The following is a 17,942-nucleotide window of genomic DNA, read 5'->3' on the forward strand; positions in this document are numbered from 1 at the left end:
ACTGAGATGACGATGCAAAACTCTGGACAGACGACTTCAGCAGAAAGTTCGTTGCAAAAGAAAAAATTTTTAAACACCAATAAGCCTTTGTTTATTGGTGCTGCTATTTTAATGAGTGGTTGTTTTGCGCTCGGCTATACAATTGGGCACCGTCAAGGTTTAACTGTTGTTGGTTACGATGCAGATGCGGAGCAATTGGTTGAAGTGGTGCAAAAGCAAAAAACAGCCTTAGATGCAGTTAACAAAAGCCTTAATGCAGCGGTGCAAGAGCGTGATGTGGCTGTGACGAATGCAAATGATCTATTTGAAGCGCTTAATCAAGCGAACGCCGATAAGACTCAGCAAGAAGGTATGAGTAATATCTACCGTGAGATTTTGAGACAGCGCGGTGGTTTGAGCTTAACAATCCAAAATCTGGCAATTAAGCCTTTACCTGAAAATGCTTATGAATATCAACTAGATTTAGTTCAAGTAAGTCCAAGTAAGCGCCGTGCTTTAGGATCGGTTGAAATCAGATTGATCAAAGATACTGAGGTTTTAGTCGTACCACTTGAAGCGAAGAACTTTAACTTTACTGACTTTGAGCGCTTAACAGGTCGTTGGACAATGCCTAAAGGTTTCACGCCTCAATTTATTGAAGTGCGTTTAACTGGTGGCTCTGATACACCGATTATTAAACGTTTTAGTTGGCAGCGTGGTAAACCTGTCGAAACATCTTCTGCTTTCGTGGCAGAAATTCCTCAAGCTGAAGCAAATTCACAATAGTAACATCCTATGCGAACAAATAAGCGTCAAACAAACTTAAAAGATATCAAGGCTTCTTTTCAGCAGTCTGGCTATGTCGATTGGCACTTCCACCCACGCTTAAGTGATTCGCAAAACGAAGATCATGATGGAGAGGTTGTTGTACAAACAGCCCCTCCTGAACTCAAGCGTCCCCCATTATATGCAGTCGTATTAATGAATGACGATTACACTCCAATGGACTTTGTAATTGAAATTTTACAACAATACTTTGCAATGAATCTTGACCAAGCAACTCAAGTAATGCTAACAGTACACTATGAAGGTAAAGGTATTGCCGGAGTCTATCCAAGAGACATCGCGGAAACTAAGGCAAACCTTGTTAATAATTACGCTCGATCGCAAGGTCATCCATTACTTTGCCAGATTGAGCCTAAAGCATAAGGGGGTTACATGCTCAGTCGTCAATTAGAAGTATCATTACGTTTGGCTGTTAGCATGGCTCGTCAAAAGAGACATGAGTTTCTTACAGTTGAACATTTATTATTAGCACTACTCGACAACGATTCAGCCGTGAATGCATTAAAAGCATGTGGGGCTGATATAGTTTCTTTGCGTAAAGAATTAGAAGAATATGTAGAACAGCATACTCCTAAGCTTGGCGAAAATAGCGAGCAAGCGCCTCATCCAACAGAAAGTTTCGACCGCATTTTGCAACGTGCTATTTTTCACGTGCAATCAAGTGGCGGCGATCGTACTGTTGAAGGTGCAGATGTTTTGGTCGCAATGTATTCAGAGCGTGATTCTTTTGCTGTGTATTTACTTAAACGTCATCAAATCAATCGTTTGACATTGACTCAATACTTGTCTCATGGGACACGTAAAGACGAAGTACAAGTTGAAGAAGAAGTTGAAGATATTGAAGGTGAAACTAGCGCAAGCAATGCAGGGCCACTTGAGCTTTATACGCTGAATCTAAATGTTGAAGCGCAAAAAGGCAAAACTGACCCATTGATTGGTCGTGAAAAAGAAATTGAGCGTACAGCTCAAATTCTGTGTCGCCGTCGCAAAAACAATCCATTGCTTGTGGGTGATCCAGGTGTGGGTAAAACCTCGATTGCTGAAGGTTTGGCATGGTTAATTGTGAATGGTAAAGCACCTAAACCTTTAAGTCAGGCTGAAATTTATAGTCTGGACATTGGTGCATTAGTTGCTGGAACTAAATATCGTGGTGACTTTGAAAAACGTTTAAAACAGTTGCTTAATGCATTGAAGAAAAATCCAAATGCGATTTTATTCATTGATGAGATTCATATGATCATTGGTGCAGGCTCAAGTATGGGCAGCACAATGGATGCTTCAAATCTTATTAAGCCAGCTTTAGCTAATGGTACTTTACGTTGTATTGGTTCAACGACTTTCCAAGAATATCGTCAGGTTTTTGAAAAAGACCATGCGTTATCACGTCGTTTCCAAAAAATTGATGTTAATGAGCCAAGTATTTCGGAAACGATTGATATTTTACGTGGATTGAAAACTAAGTTTGAAGATTTTCACCACGTACAATATGACGATAAGGCTTTGGTATCAGCTGTAGAGCTTTCTGCTAAGTTCATTAATGATCGTTTCTTGCCAGATAAGGCAATTGATGTCATTGATGAAGCAGGTGCTCAACGCCGTTTGAAAGCTGAAAGTGATGATAGCTTGATTACTGTAGAGAATATCGAAGATATCGTTTCTAAGATTGCTCGTATTCCACCAAAAACTGTGTCTAAAGATGATAAGTCAGTGCTTGAAAATCTTGAGCGTGATTTGAAACGTGTGGTGTTTGGTCAAGATGAAGCAATTACTGCATTAGGCTCAGCGATTAAGTTATCTCGTGCTGGATTGAAGTCACCAGATAAACCAGTGGGTAGTTTTGTTTTTGCTGGTCCAACAGGTGTAGGTAAAACTGAGGTTACTAAGCAACTCGCTAAATTATTGGGTGTAGAGCTTGTACGTTTCGATATGTCTGAATATATGGAACGTCATGCAGTTTCACGCTTAATTGGTGCACCTCCAGGGTATGTGGGTTATGACCAAGGTGGTTTGCTTACTGATGCGATTCACAAAAATCCACATTGTGTCTTGTTGCTTGATGAAATTGAAAAAGCACATCCAGATGTGTTTAATCTATTGCTACAAATCATGGATCATGGTGCTTTAACGGATAACAATGGACGTAAGTCAGATTTTAGAAATGTGATTATTGTTCTGACTACGAATATTGGAGCAGAAAGTATTTCTCGCGCGAGCATTGGTTTCACGGAACAAGATCATAGTTCTGATAACCAAGAAGCGATGAAACGTGCTTTCTCTCCAGAGTTCCGTAACCGTCTAGATGGTGTTATTCAATTCAAAGCATTGCCAACAACTGTGATTGAGTCTGTAGTCGACAAATTCTTGACAGAATTACAAGCGCAATTGGATGAAAAACAAGTTGTTCTTGATGTTGATCAAAGTGCACGAGATTGGTTAGCTACAAATGGTTATGACCGTTTGATGGGTGCTCGTCCAATGCAACGTCTCATTCAAGAACACTTGAAGAAACCACTCGCTGAAATGATTCTGTTTGGTGAACTTGCAGATCATGGTGGTAACGTGGCTGTATCGGTGAAAAAAGAAGATGGCAAAGCTGTCGGCTTAAAACTTGAAGTGTTTGAAGATCATCATACGGCAGAACCAGCATAACTTATGTTAATTGATAGTCTTGCTATAACCCGAATACTCAGTGTATTCGGGTTATTTATTATCACGGCAATTGCTGAAATTCTTGGTTGTTATTTTCCTTATCTGATTTTAAAAGAGGGTAAGTCGGCTTGGCTGTGGCTACCTACGGTCTTAAGTCTGGCTATCTTTGTATGGTTGTTGACTTTACATCCGGCAGCTTCTGGGCGCATTTATGCGGCCTATGGCGGTATCTATATTTTTACTGCGCTTATGTGGCTACGCTTTGTTGATCAGGTGGGATTAACAAGATGGGATATATTAGGTGGTCTAATTGTGCTTTGTGGAGCTGGTTTAATTATTTTGCAACCTCAAGGGTTGATTCGTTAATGCATCATTGAATCAAATCTTAAGCGAGAAAATAAGAAGTTTTTTTCAAAAAAAAGACTTGTCAAACTCATCAACAATGCGTATTTTAGATTTAAGGAACATTTTTTAATATTTGAGATAAAGATGTTAAATCAATCTGTGAACACTAACGCTTATTATTACTTTTGGCAATTTAGATAGTTGCCTGAGCGTATTCGGGCATGAGAAAGTTGCCCATCACAGTTAATACCTGATCGGCAACCCCGATCAGGTTTTTTTATGCTTTATCTTTTTAGAATCGAGGAACTTAAAATGAACAACATGACTTATTCGTACTTTAGCAACTTTTATTGGTTTTACTTTTGCTTACCTTTACCAACGAATAGATCCAAAACGCTCAAATAAATGATCGGACTGAGTAGATTGCAGTCCCAAGGAAAAAACCAATGAATGCCCTAAATACTTTACTGACTCAAACCAATACAAAAGAAACACCAGTTAGTTTACCTATCCAGTTAAAAGCGAAATACCCGCTTGCACACTCTTTCGCACGTCAAATTGCCGAACACCGCCAAATTATTCAAAATATTCTTAACGGCAAAGATCATCGTCTAATGGTAATTACAGGGCCTTGTTCAATTCATGATCCAGTTGCAGTACTTGAATACGCTGAAAAACTACAAAAATTACAAGAAAAAGTTAAAGATCAGATTTTTATCGTGATGCGTACATACATTGAAAAACCACGTACCACAGTTGGTTGGAAGGGGTTCATGTATGATCCGAATTTAGATGGCTCATCAAATTTACAACTTGGTTTAGAAAAATCTCGTGAACTGTACCTACAAATTATTGAAAAGGGCTTGCCAATTGCGAGTGAAATTTTAAGCCCAATGGCAACTGGCTATTTTGATGATTTATTGGCTTGGGGTGCAATTGGAGCTCGCACAAGCGAATCTCAGATTCACCGTGAAATCTCTAGTCATATGCCATACAGTATTGGTTTCAAGAATGGTACTGATGGTTCTATTCAGATTGCACTAGATGCGATTCAATCCGCGCAAAATGAACATCAATTTTTAGGAATGAATCAACAAGGCTTGCCTTCAGTGATTCAGAGTGCTGGAAATCCATTACCTCACTTGATCTTGCGTGGTGCGAATCATGGGCCAAATTACGATTTGGCTTCAATTCAGGCTATACGCGAAAAGTACAAACAGAATTTACCTGCACTGGTGATTGATTGTAGTCATGGTAATAGTGGGAAAGATCCGTTGCGTCAGCCAGAAGTTTTACAGCAAATCGTTGCTGAACGTTTAAAAACACAAGTTCGAGGTGTCATGATTGAAAGTCATTTGGTTGATGGTAACCAAAAGATTTCTTGTGATATGACCTATGGCCAGTCAGTAACTGATGGTTGTTTAGGGTGGGAAAAAACAGAGCAGCTTTTATTAAATGTCTCGAAGCAATTAAAGACAAAAGAATTAGCTCATTCCGCTTAATTATTTATGGGCTTTAAAAAGGGATCTGTAAATAGATCCCTTTGTTTTTTAAGAAGCATGCTTGAGTTCGGATAAGAATGTAGTGATTTCATGCCCAAACTTTTTAGGCTCGGTTAATAAAGGTGTATGGCCTGAACGTTCAAAATATATTGCTTTTGCATGCTCAACGCTATGTGCAATTAGTGTCTGACCAGTTTCTGGATAAAGTGTCGAATTACGACCAATAAAGAAAGTGGTAGGACATGCTAACTGCTGAATTGCTTCTCGATAATCTTCATTATGATAAAGATAGTTTTCAACATACCAAAACAAGTAATCCAAACGTTGAATAGGTAATAAGTATTTTTGTAGAAAAGGCTGTTTTAAAGCTGTTTTAAAAACTAGTGGACTAAATGGATTGCTACTTTGTAACTCAATAAAATCTACCCATAGACGGACTAGTTCTTGTCGATCTGGAAGAGATAGTTCATAAAGATATTTGGCGTTTTTATGCTTTAGCAATAATTGATAAATATCATTTAATAGTTGTTTGAACTGAGTGTGAAGAGGGCCGAATAAACCATATTCCCAAGTTGAATCTACTGATATTTTGGGTGTCTGATCAATATGTAAATAGGCTTTTAACTGCTGTGCCAGTTGAGCGTGTTTCATGCCATGCATGGCAGTTGTCGCGCCCATTGAATAACCCATCAAAATAAAGTTATCGAGTTTTAATTGATCTATCAAATGAGCAACATCTTGCCAATGACTAGAAATGGCATCTTGCTCGGGAATTGCACAATTCTTTGACCCACCGAAACCACGCCAGTCTGGAATAATAAACTCATATTCTTTACGGTTTGCATAAATAAACGGTAGCCACTGCCAACTTTGCATGCCAAGGCCAGATAAAACCAAAACAGGCTCACCACGACCAACACGGCGTACAAATAAATTTTCCCGATCGGGCATGGTGTAATACGGCATGGCTATTCTCCAGATGGGTTATCTTGGGCAAAGAGTTTTAATTGAGGGATGACTTGTTCCAACCATTTGATCCATTCACTTTCCATCGTAATTCCAAGTTCTAAGATCATTTTGTGGATGTATAACACACGGTCATTTAGATCATCACTGTCTTTAAAATCTTTATCATAAATACTTTGATAAAGTTTGAGCTTCTCTTGATGTAAACCAAGATGCCTTAACAGTTCAGGTAATATCTGATTATTGCTCAATTGTGCTTCTGCACGCAATCTAACCATTAAATCATCACGAAGCTGTGCAGGTTCACTTTGTTGCGTCATCCATGAGGCTAGTTCTATACGACCCAGTTGTTCGACCTGATAGGTTTTTTTTCGGCCATTATCCATTTCATTTTCTAAAGTGGAAACCCAGCCTTTTTTAAGCATGTTATTGAGTTCACGATAAATTTGCTGGTGAGTGGCATTCCAGAAAAAGCCCATTGAGCGGTCAAAGCGGCGGGCAAGTTCAAACCCTGTACTTGGACGTTCAAGCAAGCTGGTCAATAAAACATGAGGAAGTGACATGGCAATCCAGTTTGTAAGCAAAAGTAAAGTGTGACTCATGAGATTATGCAACATGTTGCATAAAAGTCAAAATTTGATTATAAATTTATGCAACAAGTTGCATTAGCAAGCTTATTGCTAGCCATAGGAGAAAATATGTCAGCTTATCCACATTTATTAAAGCCACTTGATTTAGGCTTTACTACTTTAAAAAATCGTGTGCTTATGGGGTCGATGCACATTGGATTAGAAGAAGCACCGCAAGGATATGAGCGCATGGCTGCATTTTATGCTGAGCGTGCGAAAGGTGATGTGGGGTTAATTGTAACTGGCGGTGTTTCTCCAAATGATGATGGTGTTGTATTTAGCCACGGGACCAAACTAGATACAGTTGAAGAAGCTGAAAAACATAAAGTGATTACCCAAGCTGTGCATGAAGCTGGGGGTAAAATTGCTATGCAGATTTTACATACGGGTCGTTATTCTTATCAGGCAAATAACGTTGCACCTTCAGCAATTCAAGCCCCTATTAACCCGATTAAGCCTAAAGCTTTAAGTTCTGCCGAAGTACAACAAACCATTGATGACTTTGCCAACTGCGCCAAACTTGCTCAGTATGCGGGTTATGATGGCGTAGAAATCATGGGCTCTGAAGGTTATTTAATTAATGAATTTATTGCAGCTCGAACGAATCATCGTGATGATGAATGGGGCGGTAGTTACGAAAATCGTATCCGCTTTCCAATTGAAATTGTAAAGCGCACGCGTGCTTTAGTTGGTGAAAATTTTATCATTATTTATCGTTTATCTATGCTTGATTTAGTTGAAGGCGGTTCAAGTTTTGATGAAGTGATTCAGCTTGCAAAAGAAATTGAAAAAGCAGGCGCAACAATTATCAATACAGGTATTGGCTGGCATGAGGCACGTATTCCTACAATTGCAACCAAAGTTCCTCGTGCTGCATTTACTTGGGTAACTGAAAAACTTAAAGGTGAAGTCTCTATCCCTTTAATTACTTCTAACCGAATCAATACGCCTGAAATGGCTGAACATGTATTGGCATCTGGTCATGCTGATATGGTGTCTATGGCACGACCAATGTTAGCGGATGCTGAATTTGTCTTGAAAGCAAGTGAAGGCCGCAGTGATGAAATTAATACGTGTATTGGGTGCAACCAAGCTTGTTTAGATCATATTTTCTCAATGAAAATTGCAACTTGTTTAGTAAACCCGCGTGCATGTTATGAAACTGAACTGATCTTTAAAGAAGCTCAGGTGAAAAAGAGTATCGCTGTTATTGGCGCAGGTCCGGCAGGTTTAAGTTTTGCGGTATATGCAGCTGATCGCGGGCATCAAGTTAAAATTTTTGAAGCAAGTCATCAAATTGGTGGTCAGTTTAATATTGCAAAAACAGTTCCTGGAAAAGAGGAGTTCTACGAAACTTTACGCTACTTTAGTCGTCAAATTGAATTGCGACCAAACATTGAACTTGTATTAAACCATCAAGCAACTTACGAAGAATTAAGCCAGGCAAATTTTGATGAAATTGTGGTTGCAACAGGTGTAACACCTCGTCAATTACAGTTTGAGGGAATTGATCATCCTAAAGTGCTGAGCTATTTGCAGGTTTTAAAAGAGCGTGTGCCAGTAGGCCAACGTGTTGCCATTATTGGAGCGGGTGGTATTGGTTTCGACACAGCTGAATATCTTACTCATGAAGGTGAAAGTGGCAGTTTAAATCCAGAAAAGTTCTATGAAGAATGGGGAATCGATACTCAATATGAACATGTAGGTGGTTTAAAACAGCCAAAAGTTGAGGCATCTGAACGAGAAATTTATTTACTGCAACGTAAAACTGCTGCTGTAGGTGCTGGTTTAGGTAAAACAACAGGCTGGATTCATCGTACAGGGCTTAAAAACCGTCAGGTCAAAATGTTTGCAGGAGTGCAATATGACAAAGTGGATGACCAAGGTTTACATATTACTGTGGACGGGAAACCAAGTGTACTTGAGGTTGATCATGTGGTGATTTGCGCAGGCCAAGAGTCATTTACTGCAATGTATGATCAATTAAAAACAGATGGAAAAAATGTTCATTTAATTGGTGGTGCTAAAGAGGCGGGTGAACTGGATGCAAAACGTGCAATACGCCAAGGCGCTGAATTAGCAGCGACACTATAAATTTTTATGGGCATTTCTTTTAAAGAGAAATGCCCGTTACTTCTTTGGTTAAATTATAGGATATAAAAACAATGACACTCGAAACAACAAAACAGTCTTTAGAAAAATGGCATGAAATGGTTCAGGCTGGTAACTTGTCCGAGCTAAATGATTTGTTGGCGGATGAAGTAGTTTTTCGCTCACCAGTTGCCTACAAACCTTATGAAGGAAAGCAGGTTGTTTTCTTCATTCTTACCAATGTGATTCAGGTGTTCGAAGACTTTACTTATCATCGTGAGTTCTACACAGAAGACGGTGAAAATGTAGTGCTTGAGTTCAGTGCGAATGTCAGTGGTAAATCATTAAAAGGTATTGATATGATTCGTTTTAATGAACAAGGCAAAATTATTGATTTTGAAGTAATGATACGTCCAATGAGTGGCTTAGCTGCATTGGCTGAACAAATGGGTATAAGAATTGCTAAGTTTCAACCTCAATAATTTTAGTAAATAGTCTGGTAAGATAGAGATCAATAAAATGTGGTTAAAGCTTTCAACTCTAGCATTGCTTCCAGTACTGTTTGTACAAGGAACAAAGGTTCGTAAGAATACACCACGACTGCTAGAAGCAAGCGGTGATAGAGAAGGCATCGTTGGCAAGGGAAGACCTCTATCATTACTTATTTTAGGAGACTCTGCCGCAGCAGGTGTTGGGGTAGAAAACCAAAAAGATGCTTTATCTGGTGCAATCATTTCTGAGTTGCAAGATCAATATTCGATACGCTGGAAACTACATGCAAAAACAGGTGATACAACTAAGCAGGTTTTTCAAGCAGTACAGCATTTAGAGCAACAAAATTACGATGTGGTGGTTACGTCGATTGGTGTTAATGATGTAACAAAATTAACCTCAGCAAGTTCATGGATAAAACAACAAAAACAATTATTTCAATATATACAGGCACGTTTTCAGCCTAAGCTCATTATTGTTTCTGGTGTACCACCTATGCAGCATTTTCCAGCGTTACCAAATCCATTGGCTTGGTTGTTTGGAAAATATGCGGAACAAATGAATCAGACATTAGATAAATGGTTAGAATCACAAAACCAATTTAGATTCGTTCAATATGATATTGGGCATTTTCAAGCGATGAATCTGCCTATGGCAAGTGATGGCTTTCATCCGAGTAAGGAAATTTATGCAATTTGGGGACAACAGGTTGCAGCATTAGTGCGGCAATCATTTAACTCATAATCAGAGGTAGTGATTGGAAATGGGCATATCTACTTTAAATAAAATTAAAGCTTTCGGTTCAGAATTGTTCGATTCGGTATTAGGTGCCGAACAGCCAAAAATCTATTATGACCCAAATGGGAAAATAAAAGATATTCTGGAGAAATTGCCCCAGCTCAAGCAAAAATATCGGCCCACACCGTGGTTAAGCAACAATCACGTGCATCTTTTATATTTTGATATTATTAGAAAAAAAACCATTAAGCTTGAATACGATCGTATTGATCAGCTCACCATGAAAGATGGTGGCGTAACTGCGATCACGTGGTATGGCTATGATCTTCCTTCAGACATTCCAACAGTTGTCATTATGCATACCATTACAGGGACACCTGAAAGTATGCGTGAACTTGTAAAAGATATACATCACTATACAGGATGGAGAATAGCTCTATGCTTACGCCGTGGGCATGCTGGCTTACCTATGCCTGTACCACAGATTTCTCTTTTTGGGTCAACAAGCGATCTTAAAGAGCAACTTGAGCATATTCAAAAATTATTCCCTAAATCGGATTTATACGCCGTAGGTTCCTCTGCTGGAACAGGACTACTGGTTCGCTACTTAGGAGAGCAAGGTACTGACACGCCATTTAAAGCTGCTTTTGCAATGTGTCCAGGCTACAACACAGAGATTGGCTTTAAAAATGTTCATCCGTTTTATAGCAAAATGATGACCAAAAAGTTATTCAAGTATTTTATTCATCCTTATCAAAATACATGGAACCAACTTTCTTCTATTGAAAAAGTTCTGGCGACCACAAGTCTGGAAGAGTTTGAGAAAGAATATTTTGAAATGGCTGGCTTTGAGGATTATCAAAGTTATTGCCAAGCCATTAATCCAATTTATGTATTTGAGAATGTAAAAATACCATTAATGATTCTTAATGCTGAGGATGATCCTGTTTGCTCTATTAAAAATTTGGAGCCTTACAAAGAAACGATTCAGCAAATGAGTAATATTGCGGTAATCACCACAAAAAAAGGAAGTCATTGTGGTTTTTACGAAGGTTGGAAAAGTACTTCATGGGCAGCCAAATTAATATCAAATTATTTTTTGGTCGAACATAAGCAATAACGGTAACTTTGCAATAAGTTAAATAAAGCCCATTCAACAGATGGGCTTTATAATTTATTAGATCAAGATAAAAGCAATGTGGGATCTTTTAATCCAATTTTGATTTTTGTGCTAGCCACGAGGTCTTTTTCATCTGTTTGGTTGGGGTGAAAGTCAAAGCGATAATAATCAAAAAATTGGGGGATCAATGTTCTATATTGTTTATTCGCAAAACTAAAGAACTTACGCCAAGATTTGAAATTTAAAAGTTGATGATCCCGTTTCATAAGAACAAATTGATAAATTGTTGAAAAACCGGTAATCAAAAATAGACTTAAAGTAAAGACTGTAATGCGAGGAAGGTATGCACTTAAGCCGCTTCCATATAAATGTTGATAGAGATCAAAGGCCACAGCTTTATGTTCAGTTTCTTCAATACTATGCCATAGCCATAAATTGCGAATAGTTGAGTCCGTCATCAATTCATTAACGGATTGCATCATACTAACCACAAGTACTGCTGTGTAATGTTCTAGACCTACTGTTACAAGCAAATTCCATTTTTTACTAAAAACTTTTTCAATAGTTTTTAAAACGATGCCAGTTACTTTTTCTAAAGATTGAGGATCTAAACCATATTGCTGTGCACTTACATGAAAAGCATGATGTTCTTTAGAGTGCATTGCTTCTTGGCCAATAAAAGCACTGATTTCCCGATCTAAAATTTCATTCGACTTTGCTTTGGCGCGTAAAGCTCGAACAGAGCGAACAAAATATGATTCACCTTCAGGGAACAATGTTGATAAACCAGTAAAATAATGTGTAAAAGTAGGCTCGTTATTACACCAGTAGCGAGGTACGTTTTCAAAATTATAGTCCATACGACGGACTGGAAATGAGGCGGGGGCACGATTTGATACTGTATTCATTCTAGGCTCCAATCTTCTTTTAATTAAAGTTCCAAAAAGGAACTTGATCAAAAACTACATCGCCCTATATCTATCGTCAATGCTTTTTTTGGCAGAAAAAGTAGATTGTCCCTAATTGATAACTAAGAAAACTTTAAAGATAAATAGAAAGAAAAGTAAAACTTATTATTGTGTTGATAATTTAAATAATATTTAAAAAGCCCAAACTGATGGTTCAATTTGGGCATATTCGCATACGAACTTAGTTCTTAAGCGCTGGAGTAGCAGCCGCAATTGCAGCAGCAACAGCATCATCTTCACTTTGAGCTGGTTCAGCTGGCTTAGATGGTTTTGGCTCTGCTTTTGGTTCAGGTTTTGGCTTCGGTTCTGCTTTAGGTTGCTCAGAAACATTTGTTTGTGAATTTTGCTCAGCTTGCGCAGGGCGAGTTTCACGGCGAATTTCAGTTGTCGTATTTGCTGTTTCTTCGCGATGCACCTCAACTTGCGTTGGTTCCTGAGTTTGAGCTTCTTCAGTTTGAACACTTTCTAGAGACTCAAATTTTGCAGGTTCAGCAGGTGTAGGTTCTGAAACAGCAGTTTCAACCTTTTCTTGCTCTTCTTCTTTAGGTGTTTCTTTTTTGACACATGCGGTTAACAATAGTCCAGCAGCAATTGCAGCACAGATTAAAAGTTTTTTATTTGCCATTGTCCTAAACAACATTTAATTGAGGAGCTGGCATTATAACAGCAAAAGAGAATGAAAAAATCATGTGAGATTGACCTAAATTTTTATTAAAAATGCTGATAGAATAGCCAGTTGTTTAATGATCTTTGAATTGATGCGGTTTGACTTTGCTTTATAGGGGCAGAGTACAGTAAAATTGCCAAACATTGTAGGCCGATTTCGGCTTGATTGTACGAGAAACTTAATGACCCATTTTATTTTTGTCACTGGTGGTGTAGTTTCATCGCTAGGTAAAGGTATTTCTGCTGCTTCAGTTGCTGCACTTTTGGAAGCCCGTGGCTTAAAAGTCACAATGGTTAAAATGGATCCCTACATTAATGTCGATCCAGGGACAATGAGCCCTTTCCAACATGGTGAAGTTTTTGTCACAGAGGATGGTGCCGAAACTGATCTAGACTTGGGTTATTACGAACGTTTCTTACGTCGTGCGAAAATGACCAAACTTAATAACTTTACCAGTGGTCGTGTATATCAGGACGTTTTAAATAAAGAACGTCGTGGTGACTATCTTGGTGGTACAGTTCAAGTTATTCCTCATATTACTGACAACATTAAAGAACGCGTACTTCGCGCAGGTGAAGGCTACGATGTTGCTATCGTAGAAATTGGCGGTACGGTAGGTGATATCGAATCACTTCCATTTATGGAGTCAGTTCGTCAGTTAATGGTTGAGCTTGGTCATAAAAGAACCATGCTTATGCATTTAACTTTGTTGCCATATATCAAATCTGCAGCAGAGCTTAAGACAAAACCAACTCAACACTCTGTAAAAGAGTTGCTTTCGATTGGTATTCAGCCAGATATTCTTATCTGCCGTACTGAATATGATGTGGATGTTGACACTAAACGCAAAATTGCATTGTTCACTAACGTAGAAGCGCGTGCTGTAGTGGTATGTAAAGATGCGAAAACGATTTATCAAATTCCACGTACATTCTATGAACAAAACGTTGATGATTTGATCTGTGAGCGTTTTGGATTTAATGATCTTCCAGAAGCAAACCTAGAAGATTGGGATAATGTAGTCGAAGCATTACTAAATCCTGAATACACTTTACGTGTAGCTATGGTTGGTAAATATGTTGAATTACCAGATGCTTATAAGTCTGTGAATGAAGCGTTATTACACGCAGGTATTAAAAATCGCGTAAAAGTACAAATTGATTATGTCAACGCTGAAGAACTTGAAAGCCAAGACGTATCTATTTTAAGTACAGCTGACGCAATTTTAGTTCCAGGTGGTTTTGGTGAACGTGGTACTGAAGGCAAAATGAAAGCTATTCAATACGCACGTGAAAACAAAATCCCATTCTTGGGTATTTGTTTAGGCATGCAATTGGCTGTTATTGAATACGCTCGCCATGTTGCAGGTATGCCAGAAGCTTCTTCTACAGAATTTAACCGTTCTACAAAATATCCACTCATTGGTTTAATTACTGAATGGTTAGATGAGCGCGGTGAATTACAACAACGCAGCCTTGAGTCTGACCTAGGTGGAACTATGCGTTTAGGTGCTCAAAAATCTGAATTGGTTGAAGGCACAAAAACACGTGAAGTCTACGGTAAAGCTGAAATCACTGAGCGTCATCGTCACCGTTATGAAATGAATAACCGTTTCATCGAGTCGATTGAACAAGCTGGTATGAAGATTTCAGGTTACTCTTCAGCACAACATTTAGTTGAAACTGTAGAAATTCCTGAACATCCTTGGTTTATTGCTGTACAATTCCACCCGGAATTTACAAGTTCACCACGTGATGGACATCCATTATTTGCTAGTTTTATTGACGCTGCAAAAACACAGCATCAAAAAAGTAAATAATGCGATTTTAAATAAACTGGGAAAGTTTAAATGTCACAATTAAAACCACAAGAAGTTGTACGTTTAGGCGATATACAAATGGCAAATCATTTGCCATTTGTATTATTTGGCGGAATGAACGTACTTGAATCAAAAGATTTAGCTTTTGAAATTGCAGAAACCTATGTTGATATTTGCAAACGCTTAGATATTCCTTATGTATTTAAAGCGAGTTTCGATAAAGCAAATCGTTCTAGTCTGCATTCATTCCGTGGTCCTGGACTTGAAAAAGGTATCGAATGGTTAGGTGATATTAAAAAACATTTTAATGTTCCTATCATTACTGATGTGCACGAGCCATATCAGGCTGCACCAGTTGCAGAAGTAGCCGATATTATTCAATTACCCGCTTTCTTAAGTCGTCAGACTGATCTTGTCGAGGCGATGGCGAAAACACAGGCTATTATTAATATTAAGAAAGCCCAGTTTTTAGCACCTCATGAAATGCGCCATATCCTGCACAAATGTTTAGAAGCAGGAAACGACAAACTTATTCTTTGTGAACGTGGTTCAGCATTTGGTTATAACAATCTTGTTGTAGATATGCTTGGCTTTGACACAATGAAAGAAATGAATGTGCCAGTTTTCTTTGACGTGACACATGCATTACAAACCCCTGGTGGTCGTTCTGACTCAGCAGGTGGTCGTCGTGCTCAAATTACAACTTTAGCACGCGCTGGAATGGCAACTGGTTTGGCTGGATTGTTCTTGGAAGGACACCCAGACCCAGAACATGCAAAATGTGATGGACCTTGTGCATTACGTATGTCGCAACTTGAACCGTTCTTGGCACAAATCAAAGAATTGGATACTTTAGTTAAAGGATTCAAAAAGTTAGACACCCATTGAGTTGTTTTATAACCCTTACGCTGCTTTAACCGCAGCTCATATTCATTCAAAGAGGAATTGTTCATGAGCCAAATCGTTGACATTCGTGCACGTGAAATTTTGGACTCTCGTGGTAACCCAACCATCGAAGCAGACGTAATTTTAGAATCTGGGGTTGTTGGTCGTGCATGTGCACCATCTGGTGCTTCAACTGGTTCTCGTGAAGCTTTAGAACTACGTGACGGTGATAAATCGCGTTACTTAGGTAAAGGCGTTCGTACAGCAGTTAATAACGTTAATACGTTGATTCGTGATGCTTTGTTGGGTAAATCAGTTTTTGAGCAAAAAGACATTGATAATACAATGATCGCGCTTGACGGTACTGAAAACAAAGAGAAATTAGGTGCTAACGCAACTTTAGCTGTGTCATTGGCTGCTGCGCGCGCTGCTGCTGAAGAAAAGAAACTTCCTCTTTTCCAATACATCGCAGATCTTCGTGGTCAAACAATTTTGACAATGCCTGTACCGATGATGAACATCTTAAATGGTGGTGAGCATGCGGACAACACTGTTGATATTCAAGAGTTCATGATTGAGCCTGTAGGTTTCACTTCATTTGCTGAAGCTTTACGTGCTGGTGCTGAAGTATTCCATTCTTTAAAATCAGTTTTAAAGAAACAAGGTTTGAATACTGCGGTGGGTGATGAAGGTGGTTTTGCTCCTAACTTACGTTCTAACGAAGAAGCAATTCAAATCATTTTACAAGCAATTGAATTGACTGGTTACAAAGCTGGTTCAGACATGATGCTTGCACTTGACTGCGCATCTTCAGAATTCTACAAAAACGGTCAATACGTTTTAGAAGGTGAAGGTAACCGTGCATTTACAAGCCATCAGTTTGCAGATTATTTAGCTGGTCTTGTAAATCAATATCCAATTATCTCAATCGAAGATGGTCTTGATGAGTCTGATTGGGAAGGCTGGAGCTACTTGACTTCAATCCTTGGTGATAAAATCCAATTGGTTGGTGATGACTTGTTCGTAACTAATCCTAAGATTTTACAACGTGGTATTGATGAAAAAGTTGGTAACTCAATCTTAATCAAATACAACCAGATCGGTACTTTGACTGAAACTTTAGATGCAATCTATCTTGCTAAAGCAAATGGTTATTCGACTGTTATTTCTCACCGTTCTGGTGAAACAGAAGATTCTACTATTGCTGACTTAGCAGTAGGTACAGCTGCTGGTCAAATCAAGACTGGTTCACTTTGCCGTTCTGACCGTGTGTCTAAGTACAACCAATTACTTCGTATTGAAGAATTGACTAAAGCTGCTTACCGCGGTAAAGCTGAATTTAAAGGTTTAAACTAATCTTTAAATAAAAAGTTAAAATTAATTTTTTAACATTTGAAGGTGCTATTTTCTGTTTTTAATAGGAAATAGCACCTTTTTTATTATCCTAATCGGCGTGTTTTTAAAGACTCAGCCCAACTGTGATGTTTACAGCGGGTACATTCTTGATCGATCTTATTTAAAATTTTTGTTTCACCACATTTCATACATGAATAAAAAGTATTAAGTTTCAGTACATCGGCTTTAATGTAGGCATCAGGGAATAGTGGCAAGCCCCATTTTACATCTTCATCCTCAAAATAAAGCAGACTGAGAATACCGTCCGACTCCAACAAGGCTGTTCTTACTTGTCCAAGGTGCTCAACATTTTGTTGACGCATTTCTGAGAAAAACTCATCATGCGAATATGATTGTTTTTGGAAATCTTTGTAGACTACAAGGCCATCCTTAACAATACAAAGCGCTTTTCCTTCTAGTAAATCTTCAATTTTTTTATGCTTTACCATACTCCATGTAGCAAAGCGATAAAGAAAAAGAATAACAACAAACGCGACGAAGGCATGGGCAATAGGTAAGTCTTCGGTAAACATCGGGTCACCGGCGGCTGAACCTAAACATAAAATAATGGCGAGTTCAAAAAGGGAGAGCTGACGTATACCTCGTTTACCGGATAATCTTAAAAAACTAATAATGATGATGAACATTACGGTACATCGAACCAAAATTTCTAAAACAAATTTCCAAGTCGTGTCACCAATGAAAATATTAAAAAAATCCATTTTTTTCTCCTTATTAAAATAGTTAGAAGAGATCCTTATAAATTCTTAACAAAGTAAAAAATAAAAAAATATACTTTTTAGGTAGTTATTAGTTAAAAGCTCGAAATATATGTGACTTTTTATAAATTT

The 17,942-nt window shown here is 38.4% G+C and carries 17 protein-coding genes; 12 read left to right on the forward strand and 5 right to left on the reverse strand.

What is annotated here, in order from left to right; genetic code table 11:
• Positions 1–6: 6 nt before the first annotated feature.
• The 5 genes from F928_RS09345 (at position 7) to F928_RS09365 (ending at position 5,321) form a co-directional block, all read left to right on the forward strand.
• Positions 7–765, forward strand: a complete 759-nt coding sequence (locus F928_RS09345; protein ID WP_014206946.1) for a DUF6776 family protein — start codon at positions 7–9, stop codon at positions 763–765.
• 9 nt (positions 766–774) lie between these two features.
• Positions 775–1,188 (forward strand): ATP-dependent Clp protease adapter ClpS, encoded by a 414-nt coding sequence (gene clpS, locus F928_RS09350; RefSeq protein ID WP_002121129.1) that lies wholly within the window; start codon positions 775–777, stop codon positions 1,186–1,188.
• 9 nt (positions 1,189–1,197) lie between these two features.
• Complete coding sequence (gene clpA / locus F928_RS09355; RefSeq protein WP_005073979.1) at positions 1,198–3,474, forward strand: ATP-dependent Clp protease ATP-binding subunit ClpA; 2,277 nt, start codon at positions 1,198–1,200, stop codon at positions 3,472–3,474.
• Between the two features lie 3 nt (positions 3,475–3,477).
• Complete coding sequence (locus tag F928_RS09360) at positions 3,478–3,840, forward strand: YnfA family protein (protein ID WP_005069026.1); 363 nt, start codon at positions 3,478–3,480, stop codon at positions 3,838–3,840.
• A 425-nt stretch (positions 3,841–4,265) separates the two neighbouring features.
• Positions 4,266–5,321, forward strand: a complete 1,056-nt coding sequence (locus F928_RS09365; protein ID WP_005073981.1) for a 3-deoxy-7-phosphoheptulonate synthase — start codon at positions 4,266–4,268, stop codon at positions 5,319–5,321.
• A gap of 48 nt (positions 5,322–5,369) precedes the next feature.
• On the opposite strand, the gene F928_RS09370 is transcribed toward F928_RS09365, so the two are convergent.
• Both F928_RS09370 and F928_RS09375 read right to left on the reverse strand, forming a co-directional pair.
• Positions 5,370–6,287: an alpha/beta fold hydrolase gene (locus F928_RS09370; protein WP_002120883.1), complete on the reverse strand. Its 918-nt coding sequence runs from the start codon at positions 6,285–6,287 to the stop codon at positions 5,370–5,372.
• A gap of 2 nt (positions 6,288–6,289) precedes the next feature.
• Complete coding sequence (locus F928_RS09375) at positions 6,290–6,850, reverse strand: PadR family transcriptional regulator (RefSeq protein ID WP_005073984.1); 561 nt, start codon at positions 6,848–6,850, stop codon at positions 6,290–6,292.
• 135 nt (positions 6,851–6,985) lie between these two features.
• Between F928_RS09375 and F928_RS09380 the strand changes: the two genes are divergently transcribed.
• The 4 genes from F928_RS09380 to F928_RS09395 all read left to right on the forward strand — a co-directional run bounded on the left by F928_RS09380 (position 6,986) and on the right by F928_RS09395 (position 11,357).
• On the forward strand, positions 6,986–9,010 hold the full coding sequence (locus F928_RS09380; protein WP_005073986.1) for an NADPH-dependent 2,4-dienoyl-CoA reductase: 2,025 nt from the start codon (positions 6,986–6,988) through the stop codon (positions 9,008–9,010).
• Between the two features lie 71 nt (positions 9,011–9,081).
• Positions 9,082–9,489, forward strand: coding sequence for a nuclear transport factor 2 family protein (locus F928_RS09385; protein ID WP_005073989.1), 408 nt, complete (start codon positions 9,082–9,084; stop codon positions 9,487–9,489).
• 37 nt (positions 9,490–9,526) lie between these two features.
• Positions 9,527–10,243 carry an SGNH/GDSL hydrolase family protein gene (locus F928_RS09390; protein ID WP_002121091.1) on the forward strand — a complete coding sequence of 239 codons (717 nt, stop codon included), beginning with the start codon at positions 9,527–9,529 and terminating at the stop codon, positions 10,241–10,243.
• A 19-nt stretch (positions 10,244–10,262) separates the two neighbouring features.
• On the forward strand, positions 10,263–11,357 hold the full coding sequence (locus tag F928_RS09395) for a YheT family hydrolase (protein ID WP_005073992.1): 1,095 nt from the start codon (positions 10,263–10,265) through the stop codon (positions 11,355–11,357).
• Between the two features lie 62 nt (positions 11,358–11,419).
• On the opposite strand, the gene F928_RS09400 is transcribed toward F928_RS09395, so the two are convergent.
• Positions 11,420–12,265, reverse strand: a complete 846-nt coding sequence (locus tag F928_RS09400; protein WP_005073993.1) for a metal-dependent hydrolase — start codon at positions 12,263–12,265, stop codon at positions 11,420–11,422.
• A gap of 241 nt (positions 12,266–12,506) precedes the next feature.
• On the reverse strand, positions 12,507–12,950 hold the full coding sequence (locus F928_RS09405; protein WP_005073995.1) for a hypothetical protein: 444 nt from the start codon (positions 12,948–12,950) through the stop codon (positions 12,507–12,509).
• A gap of 223 nt (positions 12,951–13,173) precedes the next feature.
• Here F928_RS09405 and pyrG point away from each other — a divergent pair, with 223 nt between their 5' ends.
• The 3 genes from pyrG (at position 13,174) to eno (ending at position 17,052) form a co-directional block, all read left to right on the forward strand.
• On the forward strand, positions 13,174–14,811 hold the full coding sequence (gene pyrG, locus F928_RS09410; RefSeq protein WP_002121060.1) for a CTP synthase: 1,638 nt from the start codon (positions 13,174–13,176) through the stop codon (positions 14,809–14,811).
• 30 nt (positions 14,812–14,841) lie between these two features.
• Positions 14,842–15,699 (forward strand): 3-deoxy-8-phosphooctulonate synthase, encoded by an 858-nt coding sequence (gene kdsA / locus F928_RS09415; protein WP_002121042.1) that lies wholly within the window; start codon positions 14,842–14,844, stop codon positions 15,697–15,699.
• Between the two features lie 63 nt (positions 15,700–15,762).
• Positions 15,763–17,052 (forward strand): phosphopyruvate hydratase, encoded by a 1,290-nt coding sequence (eno, locus tag F928_RS09420; RefSeq protein ID WP_002121066.1) that lies wholly within the window; start codon positions 15,763–15,765, stop codon positions 17,050–17,052.
• Positions 17,053–17,135: 83 nt separating this feature from the next.
• On the opposite strand, the gene F928_RS09425 is transcribed toward eno, so the two are convergent.
• On the reverse strand, positions 17,136–17,813 hold the full coding sequence (locus tag F928_RS09425) for a DUF421 domain-containing protein (RefSeq protein WP_002121037.1): 678 nt from the start codon (positions 17,811–17,813) through the stop codon (positions 17,136–17,138).
• Positions 17,814–17,942: the final 129 nt, after the last annotated feature.

The organism is Acinetobacter pittii ATCC 19004 = CIP 70.29 (genome assembly GCF_000369045.1).
GTDB lineage: Bacteria > Pseudomonadota > Gammaproteobacteria > Pseudomonadales > Moraxellaceae > Acinetobacter > Acinetobacter pittii.

What these genes read in the sequence shown, in the direction of transcription:
- F928_RS09345 (WP_014206946.1), top strand. Translation starts at nt 7, where the DNA reads ATGACGATGCAAAACTCTGGACAGACGACTTCAGCAGAAAGTTCGTTG.
- clpS (WP_002121129.1), top strand. Translation starts at nt 775, where the DNA reads ATGCGAACAAATAAGCGTCAAACAAACTTAAAAGATATCAAGGCTTCT.
- clpA (WP_005073979.1), top strand. Translation starts at nt 1,198, where the DNA reads ATGCTCAGTCGTCAATTAGAAGTATCATTACGTTTGGCTGTTAGCATG.
- F928_RS09360 (WP_005069026.1), top strand. Translation starts at nt 3,478, where the DNA reads ATGTTAATTGATAGTCTTGCTATAACCCGAATACTCAGTGTATTCGGG.
- F928_RS09365 (WP_005073981.1), top strand. Translation starts at nt 4,266, where the DNA reads ATGAATGCCCTAAATACTTTACTGACTCAAACCAATACAAAAGAAACA.
- F928_RS09370 (WP_002120883.1), bottom strand. Translation starts at nt 6,287, where the DNA reads ATGCCGTATTACACCATGCCCGATCGGGAAAATTTATTTGTACGCCGT.
- F928_RS09375 (WP_005073984.1), bottom strand. Translation starts at nt 6,850, where the DNA reads ATGTCACTTCCTCATGTTTTATTGACCAGCTTGCTTGAACGTCCAAGT.
- F928_RS09380 (WP_005073986.1), top strand. Translation starts at nt 6,986, where the DNA reads ATGTCAGCTTATCCACATTTATTAAAGCCACTTGATTTAGGCTTTACT.
- F928_RS09385 (WP_005073989.1), top strand. Translation starts at nt 9,082, where the DNA reads ATGACACTCGAAACAACAAAACAGTCTTTAGAAAAATGGCATGAAATG.
- F928_RS09390 (WP_002121091.1), top strand. Translation starts at nt 9,527, where the DNA reads ATGTGGTTAAAGCTTTCAACTCTAGCATTGCTTCCAGTACTGTTTGTA.
- F928_RS09395 (WP_005073992.1), top strand. Translation starts at nt 10,263, where the DNA reads ATGGGCATATCTACTTTAAATAAAATTAAAGCTTTCGGTTCAGAATTG.
- F928_RS09400 (WP_005073993.1), bottom strand. Translation starts at nt 12,265, where the DNA reads ATGAATACAGTATCAAATCGTGCCCCCGCCTCATTTCCAGTCCGTCGT.
- F928_RS09405 (WP_005073995.1), bottom strand. Translation starts at nt 12,950, where the DNA reads ATGGCAAATAAAAAACTTTTAATCTGTGCTGCAATTGCTGCTGGACTA.
- pyrG (WP_002121060.1), top strand. Translation starts at nt 13,174, where the DNA reads ATGACCCATTTTATTTTTGTCACTGGTGGTGTAGTTTCATCGCTAGGT.
- kdsA (WP_002121042.1), top strand. Translation starts at nt 14,842, where the DNA reads ATGTCACAATTAAAACCACAAGAAGTTGTACGTTTAGGCGATATACAA.
- eno (WP_002121066.1), top strand. Translation starts at nt 15,763, where the DNA reads ATGAGCCAAATCGTTGACATTCGTGCACGTGAAATTTTGGACTCTCGT.
- F928_RS09425 (WP_002121037.1), bottom strand. Translation starts at nt 17,813, where the DNA reads ATGGATTTTTTTAATATTTTCATTGGTGACACGACTTGGAAATTTGTT.